The following is a 22,507-nucleotide window of genomic DNA, read 5'->3' on the forward strand; positions in this document are numbered from 1 at the left end:
CACCCGTTCGGTGTAGGTTGCCCGAGTGTTGTTCAGTCAGCTCGAGCCTCGTACCGCGCGCACCACGGGCGAGGTAGTTCGGTTCGCGCTGTGGCCGATCGCGGTGATGACCGTGCTGCACCGCGTGTTCATCAAGGCGATCAACGGTTACATCACCGACGATTTCGCGCCCGTCTACAAGGCATCGCTGGCGTTCCTCAACCACCGCGAGGTCTACACCACCAACTTCGACTACGTCGATCCGCACTATCTGTATCCGCCCAGCGGCACCTTGCTGATCGCCCCACTGGCCCTCATCGATCCGGAAAAGTCGCGCTGGCTGTTCATCCTGATCAACGCGGTCGCGATCCTCATCGCCTGGTATCTGCTGTTGCGCCTGTTCAAGCTGGGCATGTCGTCGATCGCGGCGCCGATCCTGCTGCTGGCGATGTTCAGCTCGGAAACGGTCACCAATACGTTGGTGTTCACCAACATCAACGGCTGCGTGCTGCTCGCCGAAGTCGCGTTCATCATGCTGCTGCTGCAACGGCGCGATCTGTGGGCCGGTGTCGCGTTGGGCCTGACCCTCGCGGTGAAACCCATCCTGGCGCCGTTGCTGCTCATTGCGCTCGCACGCGGGCAATGGAAGGTGTTCATCACCGCGATCGGCGTGCCCGTCGCGCTGACCGCGATCGCGTGGCCGCTGTCCAAGGACCCGATGGACTTCGTGAAGTACACGCTGCCGTACCTGGCCGAGTCCCGGGACTACTTCAATAGCGCGATCGTCGGCAACGGTGAGTACTACGGGCTGCCGACCGGGCTGACCTGGCTGATCCGGGTACTGCTCGGGATCGCGGTGCTGGCGTCGCTGTGGCTGCTGTACCGCTACTACCGCGAGGACGAGCTGTTCTTCGTCGCGACCGCCTCCGGCGTGTTGCTCACCGCGCAGTTCCTCATCGGCTCGCTCGGCCAGATGTACTACTCGATGATGCTGTTCCCGTTGCTGTTGACCGTGGTGCTGCGCAACTCGGTACTGCGCAACTGGCCCGCCTGGCTCGCGATCTACGGGTTCATGTCCTACGACAGCTGGCTGTCCACGCGATTCCTGACCGAGGGCCGAGCTGCCGAGTACCTGAAGACGACATTCGGCTGGAGCCTGCTGCTCATCGTCATCGCCTGCGTGCTGGTGGACCGCTATCTAAGTGCCCGCCGTGAGGGGCGTCTCGACCAGGGCATCGACCCCGCATTCCTGCTTCCGGCACAACACGATCGGAAAGAACGTATTAGCGTGGAACCATGAGTTCCACCGACGAAAAACCCGCCGTCGATCTCACCGACGACGAATGGCGCGTCAAGCTGTCCCCCGCCGAGTTCCAGGTCTTGCGGCTGGCCGGGACCGAACGGCCGTTCACCGGCGAATACACCGACACCAAGACGTCGGGCATCTACGAATGCCGGGCCTGCGGCGCCGAGGTGTTCCGCAGCAAGGAGAAGTTCGAGTCGCACTGTGGGTGGCCGTCGTTCTTCGACCCGAAGGACTCCGACGCGGTCATCCTGCGCCCCGACGAGTCGCTCGGCATGCGCCGTGTGGAAGTGCTGTGCGCCAACTGCCATAGCCATCTCGGCCACGTCTTCGAGGGCGAGGGGTACAACACCCCCACCGACCAGCGCTACTGCATCAACTCGATCTCGCTGCGGCTGAAGCCCACCGCCCCGGCCTGACAACACCAACGCGCACCTCTCGTTGCCATCGTGCAGGCCCTGGGCCCGCGCGGTGGCAACAGGGCGAGGTGTGCGTGGGCCGGTTAGGGCAGCGCCGCAACCAGCTGCTCGACCTCGACCCGCGGGCCGGTGAAGAACGGGATCTCCTCGCGCACGTGCCTACGCGCCTCGGTGGCGCGCAGATCACGCATCAGGTCCACGATGCGGTGCAGCTCGGGAGCCTCGAACGCGAGGATCCACTCGTAGTCGCCGAGGGCGAACGAGCTCACCGTGTTCGCCCGTACGTCCGGGTAGCCGCGGGCGGCCTTGCCGTGGTCCGCCAGCATCTTGCGCCGCTCCTCGTCGGGGAGCAGGTACCAGTCCAGCGAACGTACGAACGGGTACACGCAGATGTAATTTCCCGCATCCTCACCAGCGAGGAACGCGGGGACATGGCTCTTGTTGAACTCGGCCGGACGGTGCAGCGCGACATTGCTCCACACCGGAGTGCTGGCGCGACCGAGTTCGGTGGTGCGCCGGAAATCCGCGTACACCGCCTGCAGGTCTTCGACCCGCTCGGCGTGGGTCCACAACATGAAATCGGCGTCGGCACGCATCCCAGCCACGTCGTAGATTCCCCGCAGCACGACACCGCGGTCGGCGAGACCGTCGAAGAAGACACGCGCCTCCTTGAGCGCAGCCTCGCGGTCCTCGCCGAGCACGCCCGGCTGCACCCGGAACACGGAGAACATCAGGTAACGGATCGTCGAATTGAGTGCTTGATAGTCGAGCTTCGCCATGTGCCTATCCTTCCACTGCGGTCGGCCACGCGGCCGCGGGGCCGACCAGCCGCGCCGCCGCGGGGCCGATCAGCCGCGCCGCGGCGGCGGTACCCGATGCGACGCACGCCGGTACACCGACTCCGTCGAGGTATGCGCCGGCCACCGCCAGACCATCGAGTCCGGCGACACCGGCCCTGATTGCGGCCACCCGGTCGAGATGTCCGGGCGCGTACTGCGGCAGCCCGCCGCGCCAGCGCTGCACATGCGTTTGCACCGGTTCGGCCGCCACACCGCACACCGTCTCCAGATCGGCGCGGGCCGATGCAATGAGCTCGGTGTCCGGACGATCCACGATCCCGCTGTCGCCGAACCGGCCGAACGACGCGCGCACCAGCACTGCATCGCGCTGCGCGAGGTGCGGCCATTTGCGACTCGACAGCGTGAACGCCTTCGCCGCCAGGCGCTCACCGGTTGCCACCAGAATGCCCGAGTTCGACGGCAATTCGGTGCCCGCCGGGAACGCGAGCACCACGAGCGCGGACGAGGCGAGATCGATTTCGGCCGCGGCGCTCGCAGCGGCCGGAGCGACGTCGGCGAGCAGCGCGGCGGCACGCGGGGCCGGCACCGCAAGCACCACCGCGTCCACCACACCGAGCGGATCGACCACCCAGCCGGCGGGCTCGCGGCGCACACCGGTCACCGCGGTGCCGGTGTGCAGGACGGCGTCGGTGCGTTCACGCAGTGCGTCGAGCAGCGCGCCGTAGCCGTCGCGAATCCCGCCGAACACCGGGCCCGGCGCAGGTTTCGGCATCGCCGACGCGACCGCGGCGGACAGGCTCGGCGCACCGGCGTCGAGCGCCGCGGCGAGCGTCGGCAGCGCCGCGCGCACCCCGATGGTCGCGGCGGTTCCGGCGTACACACCGCCGAGCAGCGGATCCACCGAACGCGCCACCACCTGTTCGCCGAACCGGTTCGCGACCAGCGCGCCCACGCTGATGTCCGCGCCGGCATCCCAGTGCAGCGGCGTCGCCGGCTCGCGTTCGATACGTTCCCGAGTGGCCGCATCGACGACACCGGCGACCGCGTCCGGACCGGACGGCACGCCCATCAGGGTGGGCGCAGGCAGCGGATGCGGTGACCCGTTCGCCCACACGAGCGGACGCAGACCGGCCGGGTGGACGAGTTGATCGGACAGGCCGAGCTCGGTGAGCAGGTCGACCACTTCCGGGCGACGCCCGACGAACGCCTCCGCGCCGACGTCGACTCCGCCGTCGGCGAACGGCACGGTCCGCAACGAACCGCCGAACCGCCTCGCGGCGTCGATGATGGTGATCGTGGCGGCGGGACCGAGTGCGCAGCGCAGTCGATATGCCGCGACGAGCCCGGAGATTCCGCCGCCGATGACGGCGACCGACCGGAGCGTCACGCCGACGCTCGCCGGCCTGCACCGCCAGTCACAGCGAATGCACCAACTCGACCACCGAGGTCAGTACGTCCGGGTCGGTATCCGGCAGCACGCCGTGCCCGAGGTTGAAGATGTGTCCGGTCGCGCCGAGCGTCAGCGCGCGGTCCGCGTCGGCGACCACGCGGCGCACCTCGGCCGCGACCGGTTCGGTGCCGGCGAACAACACCGCGGGATCCAAGTTGCCCTGCAACGCCTTTCCCGGCCCGACGCGGCGAGCGGCCTCGGCGAGCGGCACGCGCCAGTCGACGCCGACCACGTCGGCGCCCGCTTCGCTCATCGCGCCGAGCAACTCGCCGGTGCCGACGCCGAAGTGGATGCGCGGCACCCCCGCCGCCTCGACCTCGGCGAACAGGCGCTGACTGTGCGGCAGCACGAATTGCCGGTACTGCTCGAGCGACAACGTGCCGGCCCAGGAGTCGAACAACTGCACCGCGTCCACACCGGCGCGCAACTGCACCTGCAGGAAGGTGATGGTGATGTCGGTGAGCACCCCGAGCAGGGTGTGCCAGGTCGCCGGATCGGCATGCATCAGCGCCTTGGTCTTCTCGTGGTTGCGGCTCGGCCCGCCCTCCACGAGATAGGACGCCAAGGTGAACGGGGCACCGGCGAAACCGATCAGCGCCACGTCGCCGAGTTCGTCGACGAGCAGTCGGACCGCCTCGGCGACCGCCCCGACCTCCTCGGGCCGCAGCCTGGGCAACGCAGCGACGTCCGCGGCGGTGCGCACCGGATTGTCGATCACCGGGCCGACACCGGCCACGATGTCGAGCCCGATACCGGCGGCCTTGAGCGGCACCACGATGTCGGAGAACAGAATGGCCGCGTCGACATCGTGTCGTCGCACCGGCTGCAGGGTGATCTCGCAGACCAGTTCGGGGTCGAAGCAGGACTCGAGCATGCCCCGCCCGACGCGGATCTCTCGATACTCCGGCAACGAGCGGCCGGCCTGCCGCATGAACCACACGGGACGGCGCGCGGGACGGCGTCCGGCGGCGGCGGCGAGGAACGGAGACTGGCTCAACTGGCGGCGCGTCGGGTAGCTCAGCGCGGCCGGACCTGGCTTTGTGCTCATCACCGCCATGTTCTCACGACCCGCCGGCGCGACACGGCGCGCCTCCGTGCCTGCGGGGGTCGGCGCGCCTCCGTGCCTGCTGGTCGGCGCGCCTCCGTGCCCGCTGGTCGGCGCGCCTCCACCGCATCCAGCGCCATCGGGTCTAGCGTGCCGGGTTGTGACCAAGCCCGGATCTCCGGCCGAGCCAGCACAGTTTCGCGCCGCCATCGACGCCATGCACTCGGCCACCATCCACCCGGGCATCGAGCTCGGGCCGATTCGCCCGCCGCAGCGGCTGGCGCCCTACTCCTATGCCGTCGGGGCGGAGGTCACCCACCCGGAGTCCGACCCCATTCCCGAGCAGTCCGAGGGCGACGCCTTCGGACGGCTGATCCTGCTGTACGACCCCGACGGCGACGAGGCATGGAACGGCACGATGCGGCTGGTCGCCTACATCCAGGCCGACCTCGACGCCGACGTGGCTGTCGATCCGTTGCTGCCCGAGGTGGCCTGGAGTTGGCTCACCGAGGCGCTGGAGTCGCGGTCGGAGCCGCTCAATGCACTCGGCGGAACGGTGACCGCGACGAGCTCCGTGCGCTACGGCGATATCGCCGGTCCACCGCGCGCGCATCAACTGGAACTGCGCGCCTCGTGGACTGCGACGTCGGTCGAGCTGGCCCCGCACGTCGAGGCGTTCTGCGAAGTGCTGGCCTATGCGGCGGGGCTGCCCCCGGTGGGCGTGACCGAACTCGGCAACCGCACCGGGGCCTAACGACCGGCAAACACGTACGGCGCGATGTTCACCGCCAGGTTCATCGCGAAACATCAACCTTCACCTGCAGGTTCGGCGACTATCCATCGGAATATTAGAACGTGTTCTACTATCATGCGATGGAACGTCTCAGCGGACTCGACGCCAGCTTCCTCTACCTGGAGACCTCGACGCAGCTGCTGCACATCTGCGGTTTGATCGAACTCGATCCAAGCACGATGCCCGACGGCTATACGTTCGAGAAGTTGCAGAGCGAACTCGCCGCCCGAATCCCCCGCCTGCCCAAGTTCCGGCGCAAGGTCAAGGACAGCCTGTTCAACGTCGGTCACCCGGTGTGGGTCGACGACGACGATTTCGACATCGAACGGCACTGCCACCGCATCGCCGTGCCGGAACCCGGTGACGCGACCGAACTCGCGCGGCTGTGCTCGCACATCGCCGGACAACAACTCGACCGCAACAAACCGCTGTGGGACATGTGGGTCATCGAAGGACTCGCCGATGGCCGCATCGCGGTGCTGATCAAGATGCACCACGCCAGCGTGGACGGCGTGTCCGGCGCGGACATGATCACCCAGCTGTGCAGTCTGGAACCGCAGGCCCCGCCCACCGATTCGGAGGAGACCATCGAGTCCACCGGCGATGGTAGCGTCGTCGACATCGCCATCGGCGGGCTCGCCGAGATGGCGACGCGACCGGTCAAGCTGGTGCGCGCGCTCGGCAACTCGATACCGTTGTTGCCTGCCTGGGTGACTCGCGCGCAGCGTGGCGCGGCCATGCCCGCCCCGTTCACCGCACCGCGGACGCCGTTCAACGGCACCATCACCGGACATCGCAGCATGGCCTGGGCGCAGCTCGACCTCGACCGGGTGAAGGCGGTGAAGGGCGCCTTCGGCGTGAAGGTCAACGACGTGGTGCTCGCCATGGTCGCCAGTGCCCTGCGCATGTATCTCGAGGACAAGGGCGAGCTCCCCGAGGCATCTCTGGTGGCGATGGTGCCGGTCTCGGTGCACGACAAATCGGATCGGCCCGGCACCAACAAGGTCACCGGAATGTTCAACGAACTGCGCACCGACATCGAGGATCCCGCCCAGCGGCTCAAGGCGATCGCCGACTCGAACGCGGTGTCCAAGGAGCACAACGAGGCGCTCGGCGCGAACCTGTTGCAGGACTGGGCACAGTTCGCCGGGCCGGCGACCTTCGGTGCGGCGATGCGGCTCTACGCCACATTCGGCCTCGCCGATCGGCATCCGACTATCCACAACCTCGTGGTGTCGAACGTGCCGGGCCCGCCGGTTCCGCTGTACTTCCTGGGTTCGCGGATCACCGGTATGTATCCGCTCGGGCCGGTGTTTCACGGCGCGGGCCTCAACGTCACCGTCATCTCGCGGGAGAACAAGCTCGACGTCGGTCTCATCGCGTGCACCGAGTTGGTTCCCGACCTGTGGTCGCTGGCGGAGACGTTCCCCGACGCACTCGACGAGCTGGTCGCGGCGGCGGGCTCGATCCGCGACGAGGACTGAGCGCGGCTGCCCGTAGAGTCGACAACCATGCCGGATTCGAGCGAGACGACGGCCGAACAGGCCGCCCCGGAAGTGCCGACACCGCTACTCACCCCTGCCGAGGGCGTTCCGCCGGTGGTCGAATCCTCCGCCGGGCTGCGGGACGCAGTCGCGCGGCTGGCAGCCGGACACGGCCCGCTCGCCGTCGATGCCGAGCGCGCGTCCGGATTCCGCTACTCCAACCGTGCATACCTGGTGCAGTTGCGGCGCGCGGGCTCCGGGACCGTGCTGCTCGACCCGATTCCGCTGACCGGCGACCTCACCCCGCTCGCCGAGGTGATCAATCCACTCGAATGGGTGTTGCACGCCGCGGATCAGGACCTGCCCGGGTTGGCCGAAATCGGGCTGCGCCCCGCCGCGCTGTACGACACCGAACTCGGCGGCCGCCTCGCCGGACTCGACCGCGTCGGGCTGGCGGCCATGGTCGAGCACCTGCTCGGTCTCGAACTGCGCAAGGGCCACGGTGCCGCGGACTGGTCGCGCCGGCCACTGCCGCACGACTGGCTCAACTACGCCGCCCTCGATGTCGAGGTGCTGCTCGAACTGCGCGGAGAGGTCGCGCGAATACTCGACGAACAGGGCAAGACCGCCTGGGCGGCCGAGGAATTCGAATACGTCCGCACGCGGCCCGCCGCGGCACCGAAACCGGATCGCTGGCGGCGGACCTCGCAGATCCACACTCTCAAGTCACCACGCCAACTCGCCGTCGTGCGTGAGCTGTGGACCGCGCGGGACGAGCTCGCCGCCGAACGCGACATCGCGCCCGGACGGGTGCTGCCCGACGCCGCGATCGTGTCGGCCGCGACGACGGACCCGAAGTCCGTCGCGGACCTGCGCCGCTTGCCCATCTTCGGCGGACCGCGTCAGCGTCGCAGCTCGCGGCATTGGATGGATGCCATCGAGGCGGCGCAGATGCTGCCGACGAGCGAGCTGCCCAGGGTGTCGCAGCCCCCGGACGGCCCGCCGCAGGCGAATCGCTGGGCGAAACGCGATCCCGAGGCCGCGGCCCGGCTGACCGCAGCGCGCGCGGTGATGACCGAAATCGGTGAACGACTGTCGATCCCGGTGGAAAACCTGCTCTCCCCCGAGTTGCTGCGCCGGTTGTGCTGGGACGGCGTCGACACGACGAGTCCGACGCTCGCGGCCGACATCGACGCCTTCCTCGCGGCGGGCGCGGCGCGAGCGTGGCAGCGCGAGCTCACGGTCGCCGGGCTCAGCGCCGCGCTGACCGCATCGACTGAACGGAACCGTTCAGTCGATCAGGTCGACTGAACGGTTCCGTTCAGTCGGTCGATCTGGGGCTGATTCTGACAGCGGGGCGCGGGCGAGAAGACGCAAGCCGATAGTGCGCGACGAGGTGCCGCAACACGTCATCGGGTCGCTCTCGAATCGCTTTCGGCACGGTCGGAAGAACGATGATTCCGTGCGATTGCCCGCCGTTCCGTTGTCGCGATGTACCGCTCCGGCGAGAGGTGCCAGTCGAGCGAATCTATGTCCCACGCGAAGGCCACCGAGTCGATCCAGCCGTCGGGGCGCGCGATGAACTCCCCGGTGCTCGTCACGATGTCGACGTTGAAGACCATCTCTGGAAGCCGGCTGCGAAGCCACAATTTGCGAGCTTCGGCCTCGGTCACGGAATGCACATTCGCGTTGGCCTCCTCGAGAACCGTTCGGGGAAGCGCGGACCCACGGACGCTCCCATCTTCGAGTTCGGCCGATAATTCTTCGACTGTGACATCGCCGCGTTGCACAACCTCGGCGATCAGCGCTCGCACGCGATCCAACGTGCTGAGTCGGCGGGCGGCGTCCAAGACAGCGCGGGGTAGGGGCGCACACGGCAGGCTGTTCCGGATCACCGGCTCTGGCAGGCGGACCGTCCGTTCGACGAGAACGAACGAAACAGATTGAGCGCGGCGCCGGTCTGGCAGCAGAATGTGCACGTCACCGTCGTAGCGCCCGTACCCATATTCGCGCAGTGCGGCGCGGCCCGTGAGCACTGCGCCTTTGCCGCAATAGGCGAGCGCCGCGATCGCTCGCTGGCGCGCGGTGGGAACCCCGCTGTGTGTAAGCACAACGCCTGGCAGGAGTCGTTGCCATGGACCGCCGGATCGGCACCGATTCGCGATCGTCGAATTCGACAACCCGAATCGCGTCAGGTCGGCAACCCGAATGACGAAGTCCGTGGACGCCTCGGCGAGTACATCCGGATTCTCGGCCCAAACTCCTCTACGCACGAACACATCATGCGGAGTCCGAGAATCCGCACTGCCTCAACAGCAGGGCATTCGGTGCGGGCTGTGGATAGCTACGAGGGTGTGGACAAGTACCACTACGACCTCACATCGAATGAACGGACCGTTCAGTCGATCAGGTCGACTGAACGGTTCCGTTCATCCCGACAAGGGGGGTGCACACCGCGCTCGATCCTCCGCGGCAGCGCCCGTCGGGCCTACGACTGGGTGAAGTCGGCGTCGGTCCGTGCGTGCTCGCCGGCCACATCGTCAGCGAGTCCGGCAACCCAGCCGGTGATCCGCAGGGCCACATCCTGGGCGGTGAGGCCGAGCTCGCGCAGCACCTGGTCGCGTGACGCGTGGTCCAGGAACCGCTGCGGCACACCGACTTCGCGGCTCGGCACGTCGACGTCCGCGGCGCGCAACGCGGCCGACACCGCGGCACCGGCGCCACCGTGCACGCCGCCGTCCTCGACGGTGACGACGAGCCGGAACTTGCCGGCCATCTCGGTCAGTGCGGGTGCGACGGGCAGGACCCACCGCGGATCGACGACCGTCGCCGAAATCCCTTGCTGCGCCAGCCTGCCCGCGGCCTCGATCGCGAGTTCCGCGAACGGGCCGATCGCAACGATCAGCACATCACCGCCGAGCGCACCGTTGTCGCCGGACTCACCGGTGTGGAGCACGTCGATGCCACCCACCTGGGTCAGCGCCGGAAGGTCGACGCCGACCGAACCCTTCGGGAAACGGATCGCGGTCGGTCCATCGGAGACGGTCAGCGCCTCGCCCAGTTCGGCACGCAGCGTCGCGGCGTCGCGTGGTGCCGCCACCCGGATACCGGGGACGATGCCGAGGATCGACAGGTCCCACATGCCGTTGTGACTCGCCCCGTCGGATCCGGTGATGCCGGCCCGGTCGAGAACCAGGGTGACCGGCTGCTTCAACAGAGCGACATCCATCAGCAGCTGATCGAACGCCCTGTTGAGGAAGGTCGAGTAGATCGCCACGACCGGGTGCATTCCGCCCAGCGCGAGTCCCGAGGCCGACGCCATCGCGTGCTGCTCGGCGATGCCGACATCGAAGGTGCGCTCCGGGAACTGCTCCGCGAACAACGCCAGACCGGTCGGTCCCGCCATCGCGGCCGTGATCGCGACGATGTCGGAGCGCCGGCGGCCGTGCTCGATCAATTCGGCCGAGAACACCGAGGTCCAGTCCGGAGTCGCGCTGCCGGTGCCGACCGACAGACCGGTGAGCGGATCGATCGGACCACACGAGTGCATCTGATCGGCCTCGTGCGACTCGGCCGGCTCGTAGCCCATCCCCTTGCGCGTCACCGCGTGCACGATCACCGGGCCGCCGAAGTCCTTCGCCTTCGCCAACGCGTACTCGAGCGCCTGCTGGTTGTGCCCGTCGACCGGGCCGAAGTATTTGATGCCGAGATCGGTGAACAAGACCTGCGGGCTGATCGCGTCCTTGAGCCCCACCTTCACCGCATGCAGCAACGAGTAGGCGGTGGGCCCCACCTTGGGTAGTCGCTGCAGGTAGCGCCGCCCCACATCGAGCACCCGCTCGTACTGCGGCTGCAGGCGCAGCGCCGCGAGGTGGTCGGCGAAGCCGCCGATGGTCGGCGCGTACGAGCGTCCGTTGTCGTTGACCACGATCACCAGCGACCGGTTCCCGCCCGAGGCGATATTGTTCAGCGCCTCCCAGCACATGCCGCCGGTCAGCGCGCCGTCACCGACGATCGCCACCACGTGCCGCTGCTGCTGCTGCGAGAGCTCGAAGGCCTTGGCCAGACCGTCGGCATAGGACAGCGCGGCCGACGCGTGCGAGGACTCGATCCAGTCGTGTTCGCTCTCGGCACGCGACGGATAGCCGGACAGACCGCCGCCTTTACGAAGCGTGTCGAACTGGTCCTTACGGCCGGTGACGATCTTGTGCACGTAGGACTGGTGACCGGTGTCGAACAGCACCGGATCGGTGGGCGAATCGAAGACGCGGTGCACTGCGAGGGTCAGCTCGACGACGCCCAGGTTCGGTCCGAGGTGCCCGCCGGTCGCGGACACCTTCTGAACCAGGAAGTCGCGGATCTCGACGGCCAGTTCGGCCAGCTCAGCGGCGGTGAGGCCGCGAAGATCGTCGGGCGATTCGACCCTGGCAAGTACACCCAACGAAACCGCTCCCTCGGCAATGGATCCGCATCGGCTGCGGACGAACACTTGGTGCAAGTGTACGGAGCAATTCCGATGCCCGACTCCATCCCGTCCGCGGGTCGCGCCACCGCGCGCGGCGTGCGTCACCACCGCCACTGGTGTCCAGCGGATATGTCCGTGTGCGGCGGGAATGAGAAGTGCCCGCGGTTACGAGTGCCTGACTAATGTGATCGCATGCGCAACGTCGTCGAACAGCTCGTCGAGGAAGTATTCGACCACTGCCGCAACAATCAGGATGGGGCGCCCGCGGACTACATTCCCGAACTCGCCGCCGTCGACCTCGACTCGTTCGCGCTATGCCTGGCGACCAGTGACGGCCACCTGTATGCGCACGGCGACGCCGATCGGCCGTTCACCATCCAGTCGGTCTCGAAACCGTTCACTTACGCCCTCGCGTTGTCCGAACACGGGATGGACGCCGTGGCGGAGCGGATCGATGTGGAACCGTCCGGTGAACCATTCAACGAGATCAGCCTCGATCCGGTCAGCGGCCGGCCGCGCAACCCGATGATCAATGCGGGCGCAATCACCGCGGCCGCCCTCATCCCCGGCTCTGATGTGGCCGAGCGGTTCGAACACCTGCGCAGCTACTACTCGCGCTTCGCCGGCCGTGAGTTGTCCCTGAACGAGGCCGTCTACACCTCGGAAGCTCGCACCGGGCACCGCAACCGGGCCATCGGACACATGCTGCGTTCGTTCGACATCGTCGACGGCGACCCCGACGAAGCCGTCGACCTGTATTTCCGGCAGTGCTCGATCGATGTCACCTGCCGCGATCTCGCGATGATGGCTGCCACCCTGGCCAACAACGGGCGCCAGCCGCTCACCGACGACAAGGTGCTCGACCCGGAACTGACCCGCCGAGTGCTGTCGGTGATGACGACGTGCGGGATGTACGACGCCGCCGGGGACTGGGTGACCGCGGTAGGCATGCCGGCCAAGAGCGGCGTCAGCGGATGCGTCCTCGCCGTGCTCCCCGGCCAGGTGGGGGTCGCGGTGTTCTCCCCGCGGCTCGATCAGCACGGCAACAGCGTGCGGGGCGTCGCCGCGTGCCGGGAGCTCTCGCGCCGGCTCGAACTGCATTTCCTTCGCGTCACCCGCGAGGCACGCTCGACGATCCGGTCCAGCCACGGAGTCGACGCAGTTCCGTCGCGGCAGCGTCGTGCACCGGAGGAACGCGCGGTACTCGACCGACACGGTTCACGCGCGCGGGTGTACGAGTTACACGGCGACCTACTCTTCGCCGGCACCGAGATCGCAGTCCGGGAGATCACCGCGCAGAGCGACAACCTCGACGCGCTCGTCCTCGATGTGCGCCGGGTGGACGACGTCAGCGCGGTGGCACATCGCCTGCTCGCCCGGATGCGGCTTGCACTCGCCGAGCAGGGCTGCGAGTCGGCGCTCATCGATCCCGAGCGCCGCGGCACACCCGCCCACGACGAGCGCGTGTTCGATGACCTCGACGCGGCCACTCAGTGGTGTGAGGATCTGCTGCTCGAACGGCACGGCGGGGGCGTGCGGATCCCCACCAAGATCGACCTGCCCGCGCACCCGTTGCTGCGCGGGCTCGGCCAAACCGATCAGGACCACCTGATCGGTGAATTCGCGATCCGCGAGTACGGCATGGATGAGATTGTGGTGCAACGTGGTTCGCCGCGGTCGGGACTGTTCCTGGTGCTGGCCGGCCAGGTCAGCACCACACTGCCCGGCATTGACGGCGCGACACATCGGGTCACGACACTCGGCGCCGGAATGTCGTTCGGCGAAATCCCCATGCTCGTCGGCGGCGAGATTCTCGCCGACACCAGAGCGGACACCCCGACGCGCCTGGCGGTGCTGTCTCCCGATCGTTTCGATCGTCTCACCGCTGCGGCTCCGCAGCTGAAACTGCTTCTGCTGGAACGACTTGCTGCCACCGCATACGGCCAACTCGATAGTGTGTTCCGGATCGTTGCCGGGCAAGGCGATCTGGGCTGAGGACCCGCTCGCCGTCGGCTCCCGGGACGGACCACCCGAAATTCGATTGCGCCCACGATGCCGAATCGGACACTCTGGACTGCACAGAAAACGCAGGCAATCGAAGTAGGTGCGTGATGCTCGCCATCGAAACGCATGGACTGGTCAAACGGTTCGGCGCAACCACCGCCGTCGACGGCGTCGATCTCGCGGTCGAGTCCGGCGGTGTCTATGGCGTGCTCGGCCCGAACGGCGCGGGAAAGACCACGACCATACGGATGCTGGCGACATTGCTGCAGATCGACGCGGGCACCGCGACGGTGCTCGGGCACGACGTGGCAGCAGAAGGCGCCACGGTGCGGTCGAAGGTCGCGCTGACCGGTCAATTCGCCGCGCTCGACGAGGATCTCACCGGCAGTGAAAACCTGGTGCTGCTCGCTCGGCTGTACGGCTTCGCGTGGCCCGCTGCCCGGCGCCGGGCGGTCCAACTGCTCGACGCATTCGAGCTCACAGAGGCCGGACAACGTTCGGTGAAGACCTACTCCGGCGGTATGCGGCGCCGGCTCGATATCGCCGCGAGCATCGTCGTCACGCCCGAGCTGATCTTCCTGGACGAGCCGACCACCGGGCTGGATCCACGCAGTCGCAACCAGGTCTGGGAGATTGTCCGCTCACTCGTCGCCGGCGGCACCACCGTACTGCTGACCACGCAGTACCTCGACGAGGCGGACCAACTCGCGGACCGGCTCGCGGTGATCGACCGTGGCCGGGTGATCGCCGAAGGCACCACCGGCGAACTCAAGGCCTCGGTCGGGGCGGGCGCGCTGCATGTGCGGGTGCTCGATTCGGCGCGCCGGTCCGACGCCGCCGACGTGCTCGGCCGCGTGCTCGGCACCGAGGTGCGCCTCGAAGCGGACCCGGCCTCGATCACCGCCCGCCTCCCCGAACCGGAGCGAGCCGCGGCAGCGCTGCCGGCACTGCAGCAGGCGGGCATCCCGATCGCGACCTTCGCGCTCGGGCAGCCGAGTCTCGACGAGGTGTTCCTGGCATTGACCGGGCACCACGCCGAATCCGAATCCGACGACACCGCGTACGAGAGGAGCGCATCATGACCAGCGTCGGCGACCGACCCGTCGCACTGGATATCCGGGACGTCCTGCTCGATCCGCAGGCCCGCCCGGCCACTGCCGGAGCGTGGTCTACCTCGCTCTCGTTCGCGTGGCGGGCGGTGCTCAAGATCAAGCACGTACCCGAGCAGTTGTTCGACGTGACGATGTTCCCGATCCTGTTCACGTTGATGTTCACCTACCTGTTCGGTGGCGCGCTTGCCGGCTCGACGGACGCCTACCTGCAGTACCTGCTGCCGGGCATCGTCGTGCAGACGGTCGTGATGATCACGATGTACACCGGGCTCACGCTGAACAAGGACATCGAGAAGGGTGTCTTCGATCGGTTCCGTTCGCTGCCGATCTGGCGTCCGGCCCCGCTCGTCGGTGCGTTGTTCGGCGACGTGGTGCGCTACTGCATCGCGATCACGATCAGCGTGACACTCGGCCTGATCATCGGGTTCCGCCCGGAGGGCGGCGTGCCCGGCGTGCTCGCCGCGGCAGTGCTGCTGTTGGTGTTCGCGTTCGCGATCTCGTGGATCTGGACGATGTTCGCGTTGCTGCTGCGCACCGAGCAGGCCGTCATGGTGGTGTCGTTCCTCGTGCTGTTCCCACTGACGTTCGCCAGCAACATCTTCGTCGACCCGGCGACCATGCCGGGCTGGCTCGAGGCGTTCGTCGGGATCAACCCGATCAGCCACCTCGCCACTGCCGCACGCGGGTTGATGCAGGGCTCGGTGGAGATCGGCGAGGTCGGCATCGTGCTCGGCTGGAGCGCGGCGTTCGTGGCCGTGTTCGGACCGATCAGCATGCGGCTGTACAACCGCAAGGGCTGAGTTCGCCGAGACCCAGTTCTCTCGAGGGCCCCGCGTGTGCCAGGGCGCAGCCGCGGTCAGCGGGTGAGCAGGCCGATGCACTCCACGTGATGGGTCAGCGGGAATGCGTCGAAGGCGCGCAGCTCTGCCAGTTCGTACCCGTGCTCTGCGTAGAGCGCGACATCGCGGGCGAACGAGGCTGGGTCGCAACCGATATGCACCACCCGCTGCGGCCCCCGCTCCCCGATCGCCGACACCACAGGGCGGCCGGCGCCGGCGCGCGGTGGATCGATCACCACCACCGCCGGCTCCCCGGCCAGCTCGGGCAGCGCGCGCTCCACCCGGCCGACACTCAGTTGCACCTGCGGTAGATCGACCAATGCCGTTGACCCGTCGTCCACCGCGGTACGCGACGACTCGAGCGCTCGCACGGCACCGGCGGGCCCGACCTGTTCCGCGAGCCGAGCCGCGAACACCCCGACCCCGCTGTAGAGGTCCCAGCCCGTCGCTCCCTCGGGCGCCGCCGCCCACTGCGCGACGACATCCGAATACGTCTGTGCCGCAGTGCGATGCGCCTGCCAGAACCCCGTCGCGTCGACCTCCCAGGTCCGGCCTGCGACGATTTCGCGAGCACGTCCGCTGCCGATCGCGACGTCGTTGCGGCGCGGACGATTCGCCGCGGCACGACGGGCCATGGCACCGCGGCGCCCGCTGCTCGCCCGCCCGGTCCGCGACACCGGAACCGGGGCGAGCGCGACGACATGCCGGGCACCGGAACCGTCGACGGCGATCTGTAGTTCGGCGCCGGGCTCCCACTGCGCGTCGGTGAGGTCTGCCAGCGCGCCGGGAACCGGCTGCGGGCAACGTAAATCGGCGATCACGTCGGTGCTGCGATAGCGGTGTACGCCGGCCCGGCCGTCGCTGTCCACGGCGAGCCGCACCCGGGTGCGCCAGCCCGACCCCTTCCCCGTTTCGGGCAGTTCCTCCACCTGCACGGTGCGCTCGATCCGCGCGACGCGCTGCAACTGTTCGGCGAGGACGCTCGCCTTGATGGCCCGCTGCGCCGGCAGCGTCGCATGCGAAAAGTCGCAGCACCCGGCACCGCCGGGCCCGGACACCGGGCACAGCGCGGGAATCCGGTCGGCCGAAGCCTCGACGATGTCCGTCGCATCGGCTCGGCAGAACGAGCCGCCCCGGTCCTCGGTCACCGTTGCCGCAACGAGTTCGCCCGGCAGCCCGTGCCGGACGAAAACCACCCGGCCCTCGTGCCGCCCAACGCAGAAACCACCGTGCCCCGGCTTGCCGAGCCGGACTTCGAAAACGTCGCCGAGCCAGCTCATTTCCGGTCGGACTCTTCGGTGTAACCGCGCCGGATCGACCCCGGTGCGGTGCTGTCCCAGTGGGCTCGTTTTGCATGCTCGGAGGAGTTCAGCTGCCACGGCACGCTCGTCACCATCACGCCGGGCTCGAACAGCAGCCGCCCTTTGAGTCGCAGCGCACTCTGGTTGTGCAGCACCTGTTCCCACCAGTGCCCCACCACATACTCGGGAATGAACACGGTGATGACGTCGCGCGGCGCGTCGCGGCGCAACCGCTTTACGTAATCGAGCACCGGCTTGGTGATCTCGCGGTAGGGCGACTCGATCACCTTCAACGGCACCATGACGTCACTGCGCTCCCACTCGCGCACCAGCGCTCGCGTGTCGGGCTCGTCGACGTTGACGGTGATCGCCTCCAGCGTGTCCGGGCGGGTCGCGCGCGCGTAGGCCAGTGCCCGTTTGGTGGGCATGTGCAGCTTCGACACCAGCACGATCGAGTGGGTGCGGCTGGGCAGCACACCTTCCCACTCCTGTTCCTCGAGTTCCCGACTGACCGCATCGTAATGCCTGCGGATCAACGTCATGATTCCGAAAATCACCGCCATCGTGACGATCGCGATCCACGCCCCGGCAAGGAACTTCGTGATCAGCACAATGATCAGTACGGTCGCGCACATCACCAGCCCGACGGCGTTGATCACGCGCGAACGCTTCATATGCGCCCGCGCCTCGGGGTCGGTCTCGGTCTTCAGATGCCGTGTCCAGTGCCGGATCATGCCGGTCTGGCTGAGCACGAACGACACGAACACGCCGACGATGTAGAGCTGGATCAGCTTGGTCACCTCGGCGCCGAAAAACACCACGAAGGCGATGGCGGCACCGGACAGGAACAGAATGCCGTTGCTGAATGCCAGTCGGTCGCCGCGGGTGTGCAGTTGGCGCGGCAGATAGCGGTCCTGCGCGAGCACCGAGCCGAGCACCGGAAAGCCGTTGTACGCGGTATTGGCCGCCAGGATGAGGATCAGTGCGGTGACAATGGTGATGAAGTAAAAGGCGGGCGGGAAGCCGGAGAAGACGGCCTCGGCGATCTGCGCGATCAGCGTCTTCTGGTGGTAACCCTCCGGCGCGTTGACCAACTGTGTCTCGGGATCCTCCGCGATGACCACCCCGATCTTCTTGGCCAGCACGATGATCCCCATCAGGAGCACGATCGCGATCCCGCCGAGCAGCAGCAGCGTCGTCGCGGCGTTGCGCGACTTCGGTTTGCGGAATGCCGGTACACCGTTGCTGATTGCCTCGACGCCGGTGAGCGCCGCACAGCCGGAGGAGAACGCGCGGGCGATGAGGAACACGAACGCCAGTCCGTACAGATGATCCTGCTCCGCCTGCAGATCGAGACCGGCCGATTCGGCCTGGACGTCGGACCCGAGGACGAACACGTCGAACAGGCCCCAGACCAGCATCCCCAACGTGCCGAAGATGAAGGCGTAGGTGGGGATCGCGAACGCCGCCCCCGACTCCCGGATACCCCGCAAGTTTATCGCGCTCAGCAGCACGATCGCCGCGACCGCAAACAGCACCTTGTGGTGCGCAACAAAGGGGATGGCCGAGCCGATATTGGACGCGGCCGACGAGATCGAGACCGCCACGGTCAGCACGTAGTCGACGAGCAACGCGCTGCCGACAGTGAGACCGGCCTTCGGTCCGAGATTCGTCGTCGCGACCTCGTAGTCGCCACCGCCGGACGGGTAGGCGTGGACGTTCTGCCGGTAGCTCGCCACGACGACTGCCATCACGAAGCACACCGCGAGACCGATCCACGGGGTGTACATGTACGCCGACAACCCGGCGACGGACAAAACCAGAAAGATCTCCTCCGGCGCGTACGCGACCGACGACATGGCGTCGGATGCGAACACGGGCAGGGCGATCCGCTTCGGCAGCAGGGTGTGGCCCAACGTATCGCTGCGGAAGGGCCGGCCCAGCAGCAACCGCTTGGTCGCGGTGGTTACCTTGGACACCGCCAAAGCGTATGCCGCTGCCCTCTGGCGCGGAGCATCAGCCGTGTCGAAGGAAGATTTCACCCACCGTCTCGACGGCGCACCGATCCGGAGCGCTACCGTTGCGTCGCGTGGTGAACTTGCCGGGCAGCATCCATCGACGATCGGGGTAGCAGGTTGTACGTGGTGGTCATGGGATGTGGCCGCGTGGGCTCTGCGCTCGCCGCCGCACTCACCCGGATCGGGCACGACGTGGCGATCATCGACCGCGACGAGAGCGCGTTCCAGCGTCTCGCCGCGTCCTTCGATGGCCGCAAGGTGGTCGGGATGGGCTTCGACCGCGATGTGCTGATGCGGGCGGGTATCGAACAGGCCGACGCCTTCGCCGCGGTGTCCTCGGGCGACAACTCCAACATCATTTCTGCGCGCCTGGCCCGGGAGAATTTCGGGGTGGAACGCGTCGTCGCCCGGATCTACGACGCCAAGCGCGCCGCGGTCTACGAGCGGCTCGGCATTCCGACTGTGGCGACGGTGCCGTGGACCACGGACCGGTTCATGCAGGCGCTGATTCAGGAAACCGATGCGACGCGGTGGCGCGATCCCTCGGGGGCGGTCGCGATCGCTCAACTCACCGTCCACGAGGATTGGTTCGGCCACACCGTCGCCGAGCTCGAGTCTGCCACCGGGGTGCGGGTGGCGTTCCTGCTGCGCTACGGAGAGGGACTGCTCCCCGAACACAAGACGGTCATCCAGGACGGCGACACGGTCTACGTCGCTGCTCTCTCGGGCACGATCGGCGAAGCCGCCGCCGTGGTCGGCAACCCACCGATCGAGAGCTAGGTGAGTAGATGAGAGTCGCAATCGCCGGAGCCGGCGCGGTCGGCCGATCGATCGCCCGCGAGCTGCTGCGCAACGACCACGAGGTGATGTTGATCGAGCGCCAACTCGGCCACGTCGATGTCGCCGCGGTTCCCCAGGCCATCTGGGTGCACGGCGACGCCTGCGAGCTCAGCCTGCTCGAGACCGCGCGCCTGGAAACCTACGAGGTCGTCATTGCCGCAACCGGCGACGACAAGGCGAATCTGGTGCTCAGCCTGCTCGGCAAGACCGAGTTCGGCGTCCGGCGCGTGGTGGCGCGGGTGAACGATCCGCGCAACGAATGGCTCTTCGACGAGTCGTGGGGTGTCGATGTCGCGGTGTCCACGCCGCGAATTCTCGCCTCGTTGGTCGAGGAGGCCGTGACGGTGGGCGACGTCGTACAGCTGATGACGCTGCGGAAGGGCCAGGCGAACCTGGTGGAAATCACCCTGCCCGACGACACCGCCCTGGCGGGCAAGCCGGTGCGCAAGGTGAAGCTTCCCCGTGACGCCGCGCTGGTGACGATCCTGCGCGGCGGACGGGTCATCGTCCCGCAGCCGGACGACCCGATCGAGGGCGGGGACGAACTGCTGTTCGTCGCGTCGGTCGAGGTGGAGGACGAACTGCGCGAGATCTTCGGCCTGATGACGAACTGACGCCGACTCAGGCGCAGACGAGTTCGCGTACAACGGGTTTACGGCCGAGCTCGGCGCGCAGCCGGTTCAGGGCCCGATGTTGCATCACGCGCACGACCCCGGCGCTGGTGCCGATCGCCTCGGCGGTCTCGGCAGCGGACCAGCCGAGCACGATCCGCATCATGAGCACTTCCCGATGGTTGGGCGCGAGCACCTTCATCAGTTCGCCGGTGGCGAGACTGCGCTCCGAATGCAACGCCAGCTCTTCGGGGCCCGGCTCGACGGATTCACGCTCGGGCACGTCATCGACGATGCAGAGCGGATGGATCCGGCTGCGCCTGCGCGCATCGGCAATCTTGTTCGCCGCGATGCCGTAGACGAACGCGAGGAACGACCGGCCCCGGTCCTGGTAGCGCGGAATCGCCGCCACGGCGGCCATACAGATTTCCTGCGCGACGTCGTCGGCGGTGACATGCAGATCGTCGCGGTTGCGCAGTCGCGACGCGCAGTGGCGCACCATCAGCGGGTGCACGAGGCGAACGATCTGCGTGACCGCCTCCTCGTCGCCGGCTACGGCTCGAACGACGAGATCGTCGAGTGCCTTGACCATCTCGGGATCAGCCATCGGTGCGGTCCTTCCTGGATTCGATCGAGTCCATTCGATCGTCCGGCGAACCGCGGCCGGCTACTAGGAACCCCAGGGATGGTTCGACCCCACCCCCGCACGCGCGTTGGGGTGAGCGAAAAGGTCAGTGCTGCTTGCGATCGGGCTTCGGCGACTCGTCGGCCGGTTGCACCGTGCCGGGACCGACGGAGTCGGGGCCCACCGAGTCCGGGTCCAGCGAGTCTGGGCCCACCGAGTCTGGGCCCAGGGCCGCGGTCACGGCCAACGCCTCCTCCTCGGCAAGCATCCGGTCACTTCGCCGTGCCGCCCAGATCGTCAGCAGGACGGCGAGCGCCGCCAACGGCCAGCCCATCGCAATCCGGGAGAACGCCAGGAAACCGGTGTGGTCACTGTCGTAGAGCCACGACTGCACGAGGTACCGCGCACCGAACACCAGCGCCCAGCCTGCGGTGGCGATGTCGTAGGCGCGCACCGCACTCCGGTTGCGCCGCCACGCGGTGCCGAGTCCGTTCAACATGCCCCACGCGACGCCGACGAGGGGCCACCTGACCACGATGGACACCAGGAATACCGCACAATAGGCGAGGCTCGTGTAGATCCCGAAAAGGAAGTAGCCCTTGGCATCTCCGGTGCGATGGGCGATGAACGCACACACTCCGACGCCGAGAAAACCGGATATCGCCGGTTGGATCGGTTCGTGGCGCACCAAGCGCAGCACGAGAATGATTCCGGCGGAGCCGAGCGCCGCCCAGATCGCGGCGGTCAGGCCGAAGATCGCATTGATCGGAACGAAGACGAGAACCGGAACGGTCGAATAGATCAGGCCGCTGACCCCGCCGAGCTGCTCGAGGAGGGTCTGGGGTCGTTCCGGATCGGATTCGTCCGCCGGCTGCCTGTCGGTCACCTCACGAGCGTGCCACAGCGAACGATAGGCACGCGAAGCGCGCCGTGGTGGAGCCTGCGAAGCCAATCGAACTCAGGCGTTGCCCTGCAGTTCGTAGTACGGGTTGAAAATCACCTTGGCGCCGTCGCGTTCGCCGACGCGACCACGGACCATCAGTTTGCGCCCGGGCTCGATACCCGGGATACGGCGACGACCGATCCACACCAGCGTGACCGTGTCGGTGCCGTCGAAGAACTCCGCCTGCATGCTTGCCCCGGCGGACTTCGAACATGCATCGACACTGCGAAGCCGACCAAGCATGGTCACCTCGTCGCCGCGGCTACAGTCGCACGCGTGCTGTGCGCCGGACGCCCCAGCGGTCTCGGCCATCTCCTCCGCGTCGCGCTCGGCCAGATCCTCGGTGAGCCTGCGGGTGAGCCGCCGGAAATATCCTGTGGCTGCGGTGGACATCGCGACTCCTGGAAATCTGTGGCGCGTCGGCGGTGCCACGTGTATAGGAAGCTTCGTTCGCCACTGTAGACCGATCTAGGACG

General features: G+C 67.6%; 19 protein-coding genes and 1 pseudogene. 10 read left to right on the forward strand and 10 right to left on the reverse strand.

The window, feature by feature from the left end:
• Positions 1-25: 25 nt before the first annotated feature.
• Both OG921_RS05080 and msrB read left to right on the forward strand, forming a co-directional pair.
• Positions 26-1,279, forward strand: a complete 1,254-nt coding sequence (locus OG921_RS05080; RefSeq protein ID WP_266111282.1) for a glycosyltransferase family 87 protein — start codon at positions 26-28, stop codon at positions 1,277-1,279.
• A complete protein-coding gene (msrB, locus tag OG921_RS05085) occupies positions 1,276-1,701 on the forward strand; it encodes a peptide-methionine (R)-S-oxide reductase MsrB (protein ID WP_266111283.1) in 426 nt (141 codons plus the stop codon). Before OG921_RS05080 ends, msrB begins: the two co-directional genes overlap by 4 nt.
• Positions 1,702-1,784: 83 nt before the next feature.
• On the opposite strand, the gene hemQ is transcribed toward msrB, so the two are convergent.
• From hemQ to hemE, 3 genes are read right to left on the reverse strand one after another with little or no spacing between them, the layout of a single operon-like run.
• Positions 1,785-2,480, reverse strand: a complete 696-nt coding sequence (gene hemQ / locus OG921_RS05090) for a hydrogen peroxide-dependent heme synthase (protein WP_266111284.1) — start codon at positions 2,478-2,480, stop codon at positions 1,785-1,787.
• Positions 2,481-2,484: 4 nt separating this feature from the next.
• Positions 2,485-3,888 (reverse strand): protoporphyrinogen oxidase, encoded by a 1,404-nt coding sequence (locus tag OG921_RS05095; RefSeq protein ID WP_266111285.1) that lies wholly within the window; start codon positions 3,886-3,888, stop codon positions 2,485-2,487.
• 28 nt (positions 3,889-3,916) lie between these two features.
• Positions 3,917-4,999 (reverse strand): uroporphyrinogen decarboxylase, encoded by a 1,083-nt coding sequence (hemE, locus tag OG921_RS05100; RefSeq protein WP_266111286.1) that lies wholly within the window; start codon positions 4,997-4,999, stop codon positions 3,917-3,919.
• Between the two features lie 157 nt (positions 5,000-5,156).
• On the opposite strand from hemE, the gene OG921_RS05105 reads away from it, so the two are divergent.
• From OG921_RS05105 to OG921_RS05115, 3 genes are all read left to right on the forward strand, one after another.
• On the forward strand, positions 5,157-5,750 hold the full coding sequence (locus OG921_RS05105; RefSeq protein ID WP_266111287.1) for a DUF3000 domain-containing protein: 594 nt from the start codon (positions 5,157-5,159) through the stop codon (positions 5,748-5,750).
• Between the two features lie 119 nt (positions 5,751-5,869).
• Positions 5,870-7,273 carry a wax ester/triacylglycerol synthase family O-acyltransferase gene (locus OG921_RS05110; RefSeq protein ID WP_266111288.1) on the forward strand — a complete coding sequence of 468 codons (1,404 nt, stop codon included), beginning with the start codon at positions 5,870-5,872 and terminating at the stop codon, positions 7,271-7,273.
• 27 nt (positions 7,274-7,300) lie between these two features.
• On the forward strand, positions 7,301-8,584 hold the full coding sequence (locus tag OG921_RS05115; protein ID WP_266111289.1) for a ribonuclease D: 1,284 nt from the start codon (positions 7,301-7,303) through the stop codon (positions 8,582-8,584).
• A 10-nt stretch (positions 8,585-8,594) separates the two neighbouring features.
• On the opposite strand, the pseudogene OG921_RS05120 reads toward OG921_RS05115, so the two are convergent.
• A pseudogene (locus tag OG921_RS05120) lies at positions 8,595-9,546 on the reverse strand (hypothetical protein).
• Between the two features lie 215 nt (positions 9,547-9,761).
• Positions 9,762-11,714: a 1-deoxy-D-xylulose-5-phosphate synthase gene (dxs, locus tag OG921_RS05125; protein WP_266111290.1), complete on the reverse strand. Its 1,953-nt coding sequence runs from the start codon at positions 11,712-11,714 to the stop codon at positions 9,762-9,764.
• Positions 11,715-11,930: 216 nt separating this feature from the next.
• On the opposite strand from dxs, the gene glsA reads away from it, so the two are divergent.
• The 3 genes from glsA to OG921_RS05140 all read left to right on the forward strand — a co-directional run bounded on the left by glsA (position 11,931) and on the right by OG921_RS05140 (position 15,654).
• On the forward strand, positions 11,931-13,733 hold the full coding sequence (glsA, locus tag OG921_RS05130) for a glutaminase A (protein WP_266111291.1): 1,803 nt from the start codon (positions 11,931-11,933) through the stop codon (positions 13,731-13,733).
• Positions 13,734-13,849: 116 nt separating this feature from the next.
• Positions 13,850-14,824: an ATP-binding cassette domain-containing protein gene (locus OG921_RS05135; protein ID WP_266111292.1), complete on the forward strand. Its 975-nt coding sequence runs from the start codon at positions 13,850-13,852 to the stop codon at positions 14,822-14,824.
• Entirely contained in the window at positions 14,821-15,654 is an 834-nt protein-coding gene (locus OG921_RS05140; protein WP_266111293.1) for an ABC transporter permease, read from the forward strand. Before OG921_RS05135 ends, OG921_RS05140 begins: the two co-directional genes overlap by 4 nt.
• Before the next feature lie 56 nt (positions 15,655-15,710).
• Here OG921_RS05140 and OG921_RS05145 read toward each other — a convergent pair whose 3' ends face one another.
• Positions 15,711-16,973: a class I SAM-dependent RNA methyltransferase gene (locus tag OG921_RS05145; RefSeq protein ID WP_266111294.1), complete on the reverse strand. Its 1,263-nt coding sequence runs from the start codon at positions 16,971-16,973 to the stop codon at positions 15,711-15,713.
• Positions 16,970-18,973: an APC family permease gene (locus tag OG921_RS05150; protein WP_266111295.1), complete on the reverse strand. Its 2,004-nt coding sequence runs from the start codon at positions 18,971-18,973 to the stop codon at positions 16,970-16,972. The genes OG921_RS05145 and OG921_RS05150 overlap by 4 nt, the downstream gene beginning before the upstream one ends.
• 135 nt (positions 18,974-19,108) lie before the next feature.
• On the opposite strand from OG921_RS05150, the gene OG921_RS05155 reads away from it, so the two are divergent.
• Both OG921_RS05155 and OG921_RS05160 read left to right on the forward strand, forming a co-directional pair.
• Positions 19,109-19,792, forward strand: a complete 684-nt coding sequence (locus tag OG921_RS05155) for a TrkA family potassium uptake protein (RefSeq protein ID WP_266111618.1) — start codon at positions 19,109-19,111, stop codon at positions 19,790-19,792.
• An 8-nt stretch (positions 19,793-19,800) separates the two neighbouring features.
• Entirely contained in the window at positions 19,801-20,466 is a 666-nt protein-coding gene (locus OG921_RS05160; protein WP_266111296.1) for a TrkA family potassium uptake protein, read from the forward strand.
• 7 nt (positions 20,467-20,473) lie between these two features.
• Here OG921_RS05160 and shbA read toward each other — a convergent pair whose 3' ends face one another.
• From shbA to OG921_RS05175, 3 genes are all read right to left on the reverse strand, one after another.
• Positions 20,474-21,070: an RNA polymerase sigma factor ShbA gene (gene shbA / locus OG921_RS05165; RefSeq protein WP_266111297.1), complete on the reverse strand. Its 597-nt coding sequence runs from the start codon at positions 21,068-21,070 to the stop codon at positions 20,474-20,476.
• A 124-nt stretch (positions 21,071-21,194) separates the two neighbouring features.
• The gene (locus tag OG921_RS05170) at positions 21,195-21,974 is read right to left on the reverse strand and encodes a DUF3159 domain-containing protein (RefSeq protein ID WP_266111298.1); all 780 of its coding nucleotides are present in this window, start codon (positions 21,972-21,974) and stop codon (positions 21,195-21,197) included.
• 72 nt (positions 21,975-22,046) lie between these two features.
• Positions 22,047-22,424, reverse strand: a complete 378-nt coding sequence (locus tag OG921_RS05175) for an OB-fold nucleic acid binding domain-containing protein (protein WP_266111299.1) — start codon at positions 22,422-22,424, stop codon at positions 22,047-22,049.
• Positions 22,425-22,507: the final 83 nt, after the last annotated feature.

The sequence above is a fragment of the Aldersonia sp. NBC_00410 genome, from assembly GCF_026342035.1.
Classification (GTDB): Bacteria; Actinomycetota; Actinomycetes; order Mycobacteriales; family Mycobacteriaceae; genus Aldersonia.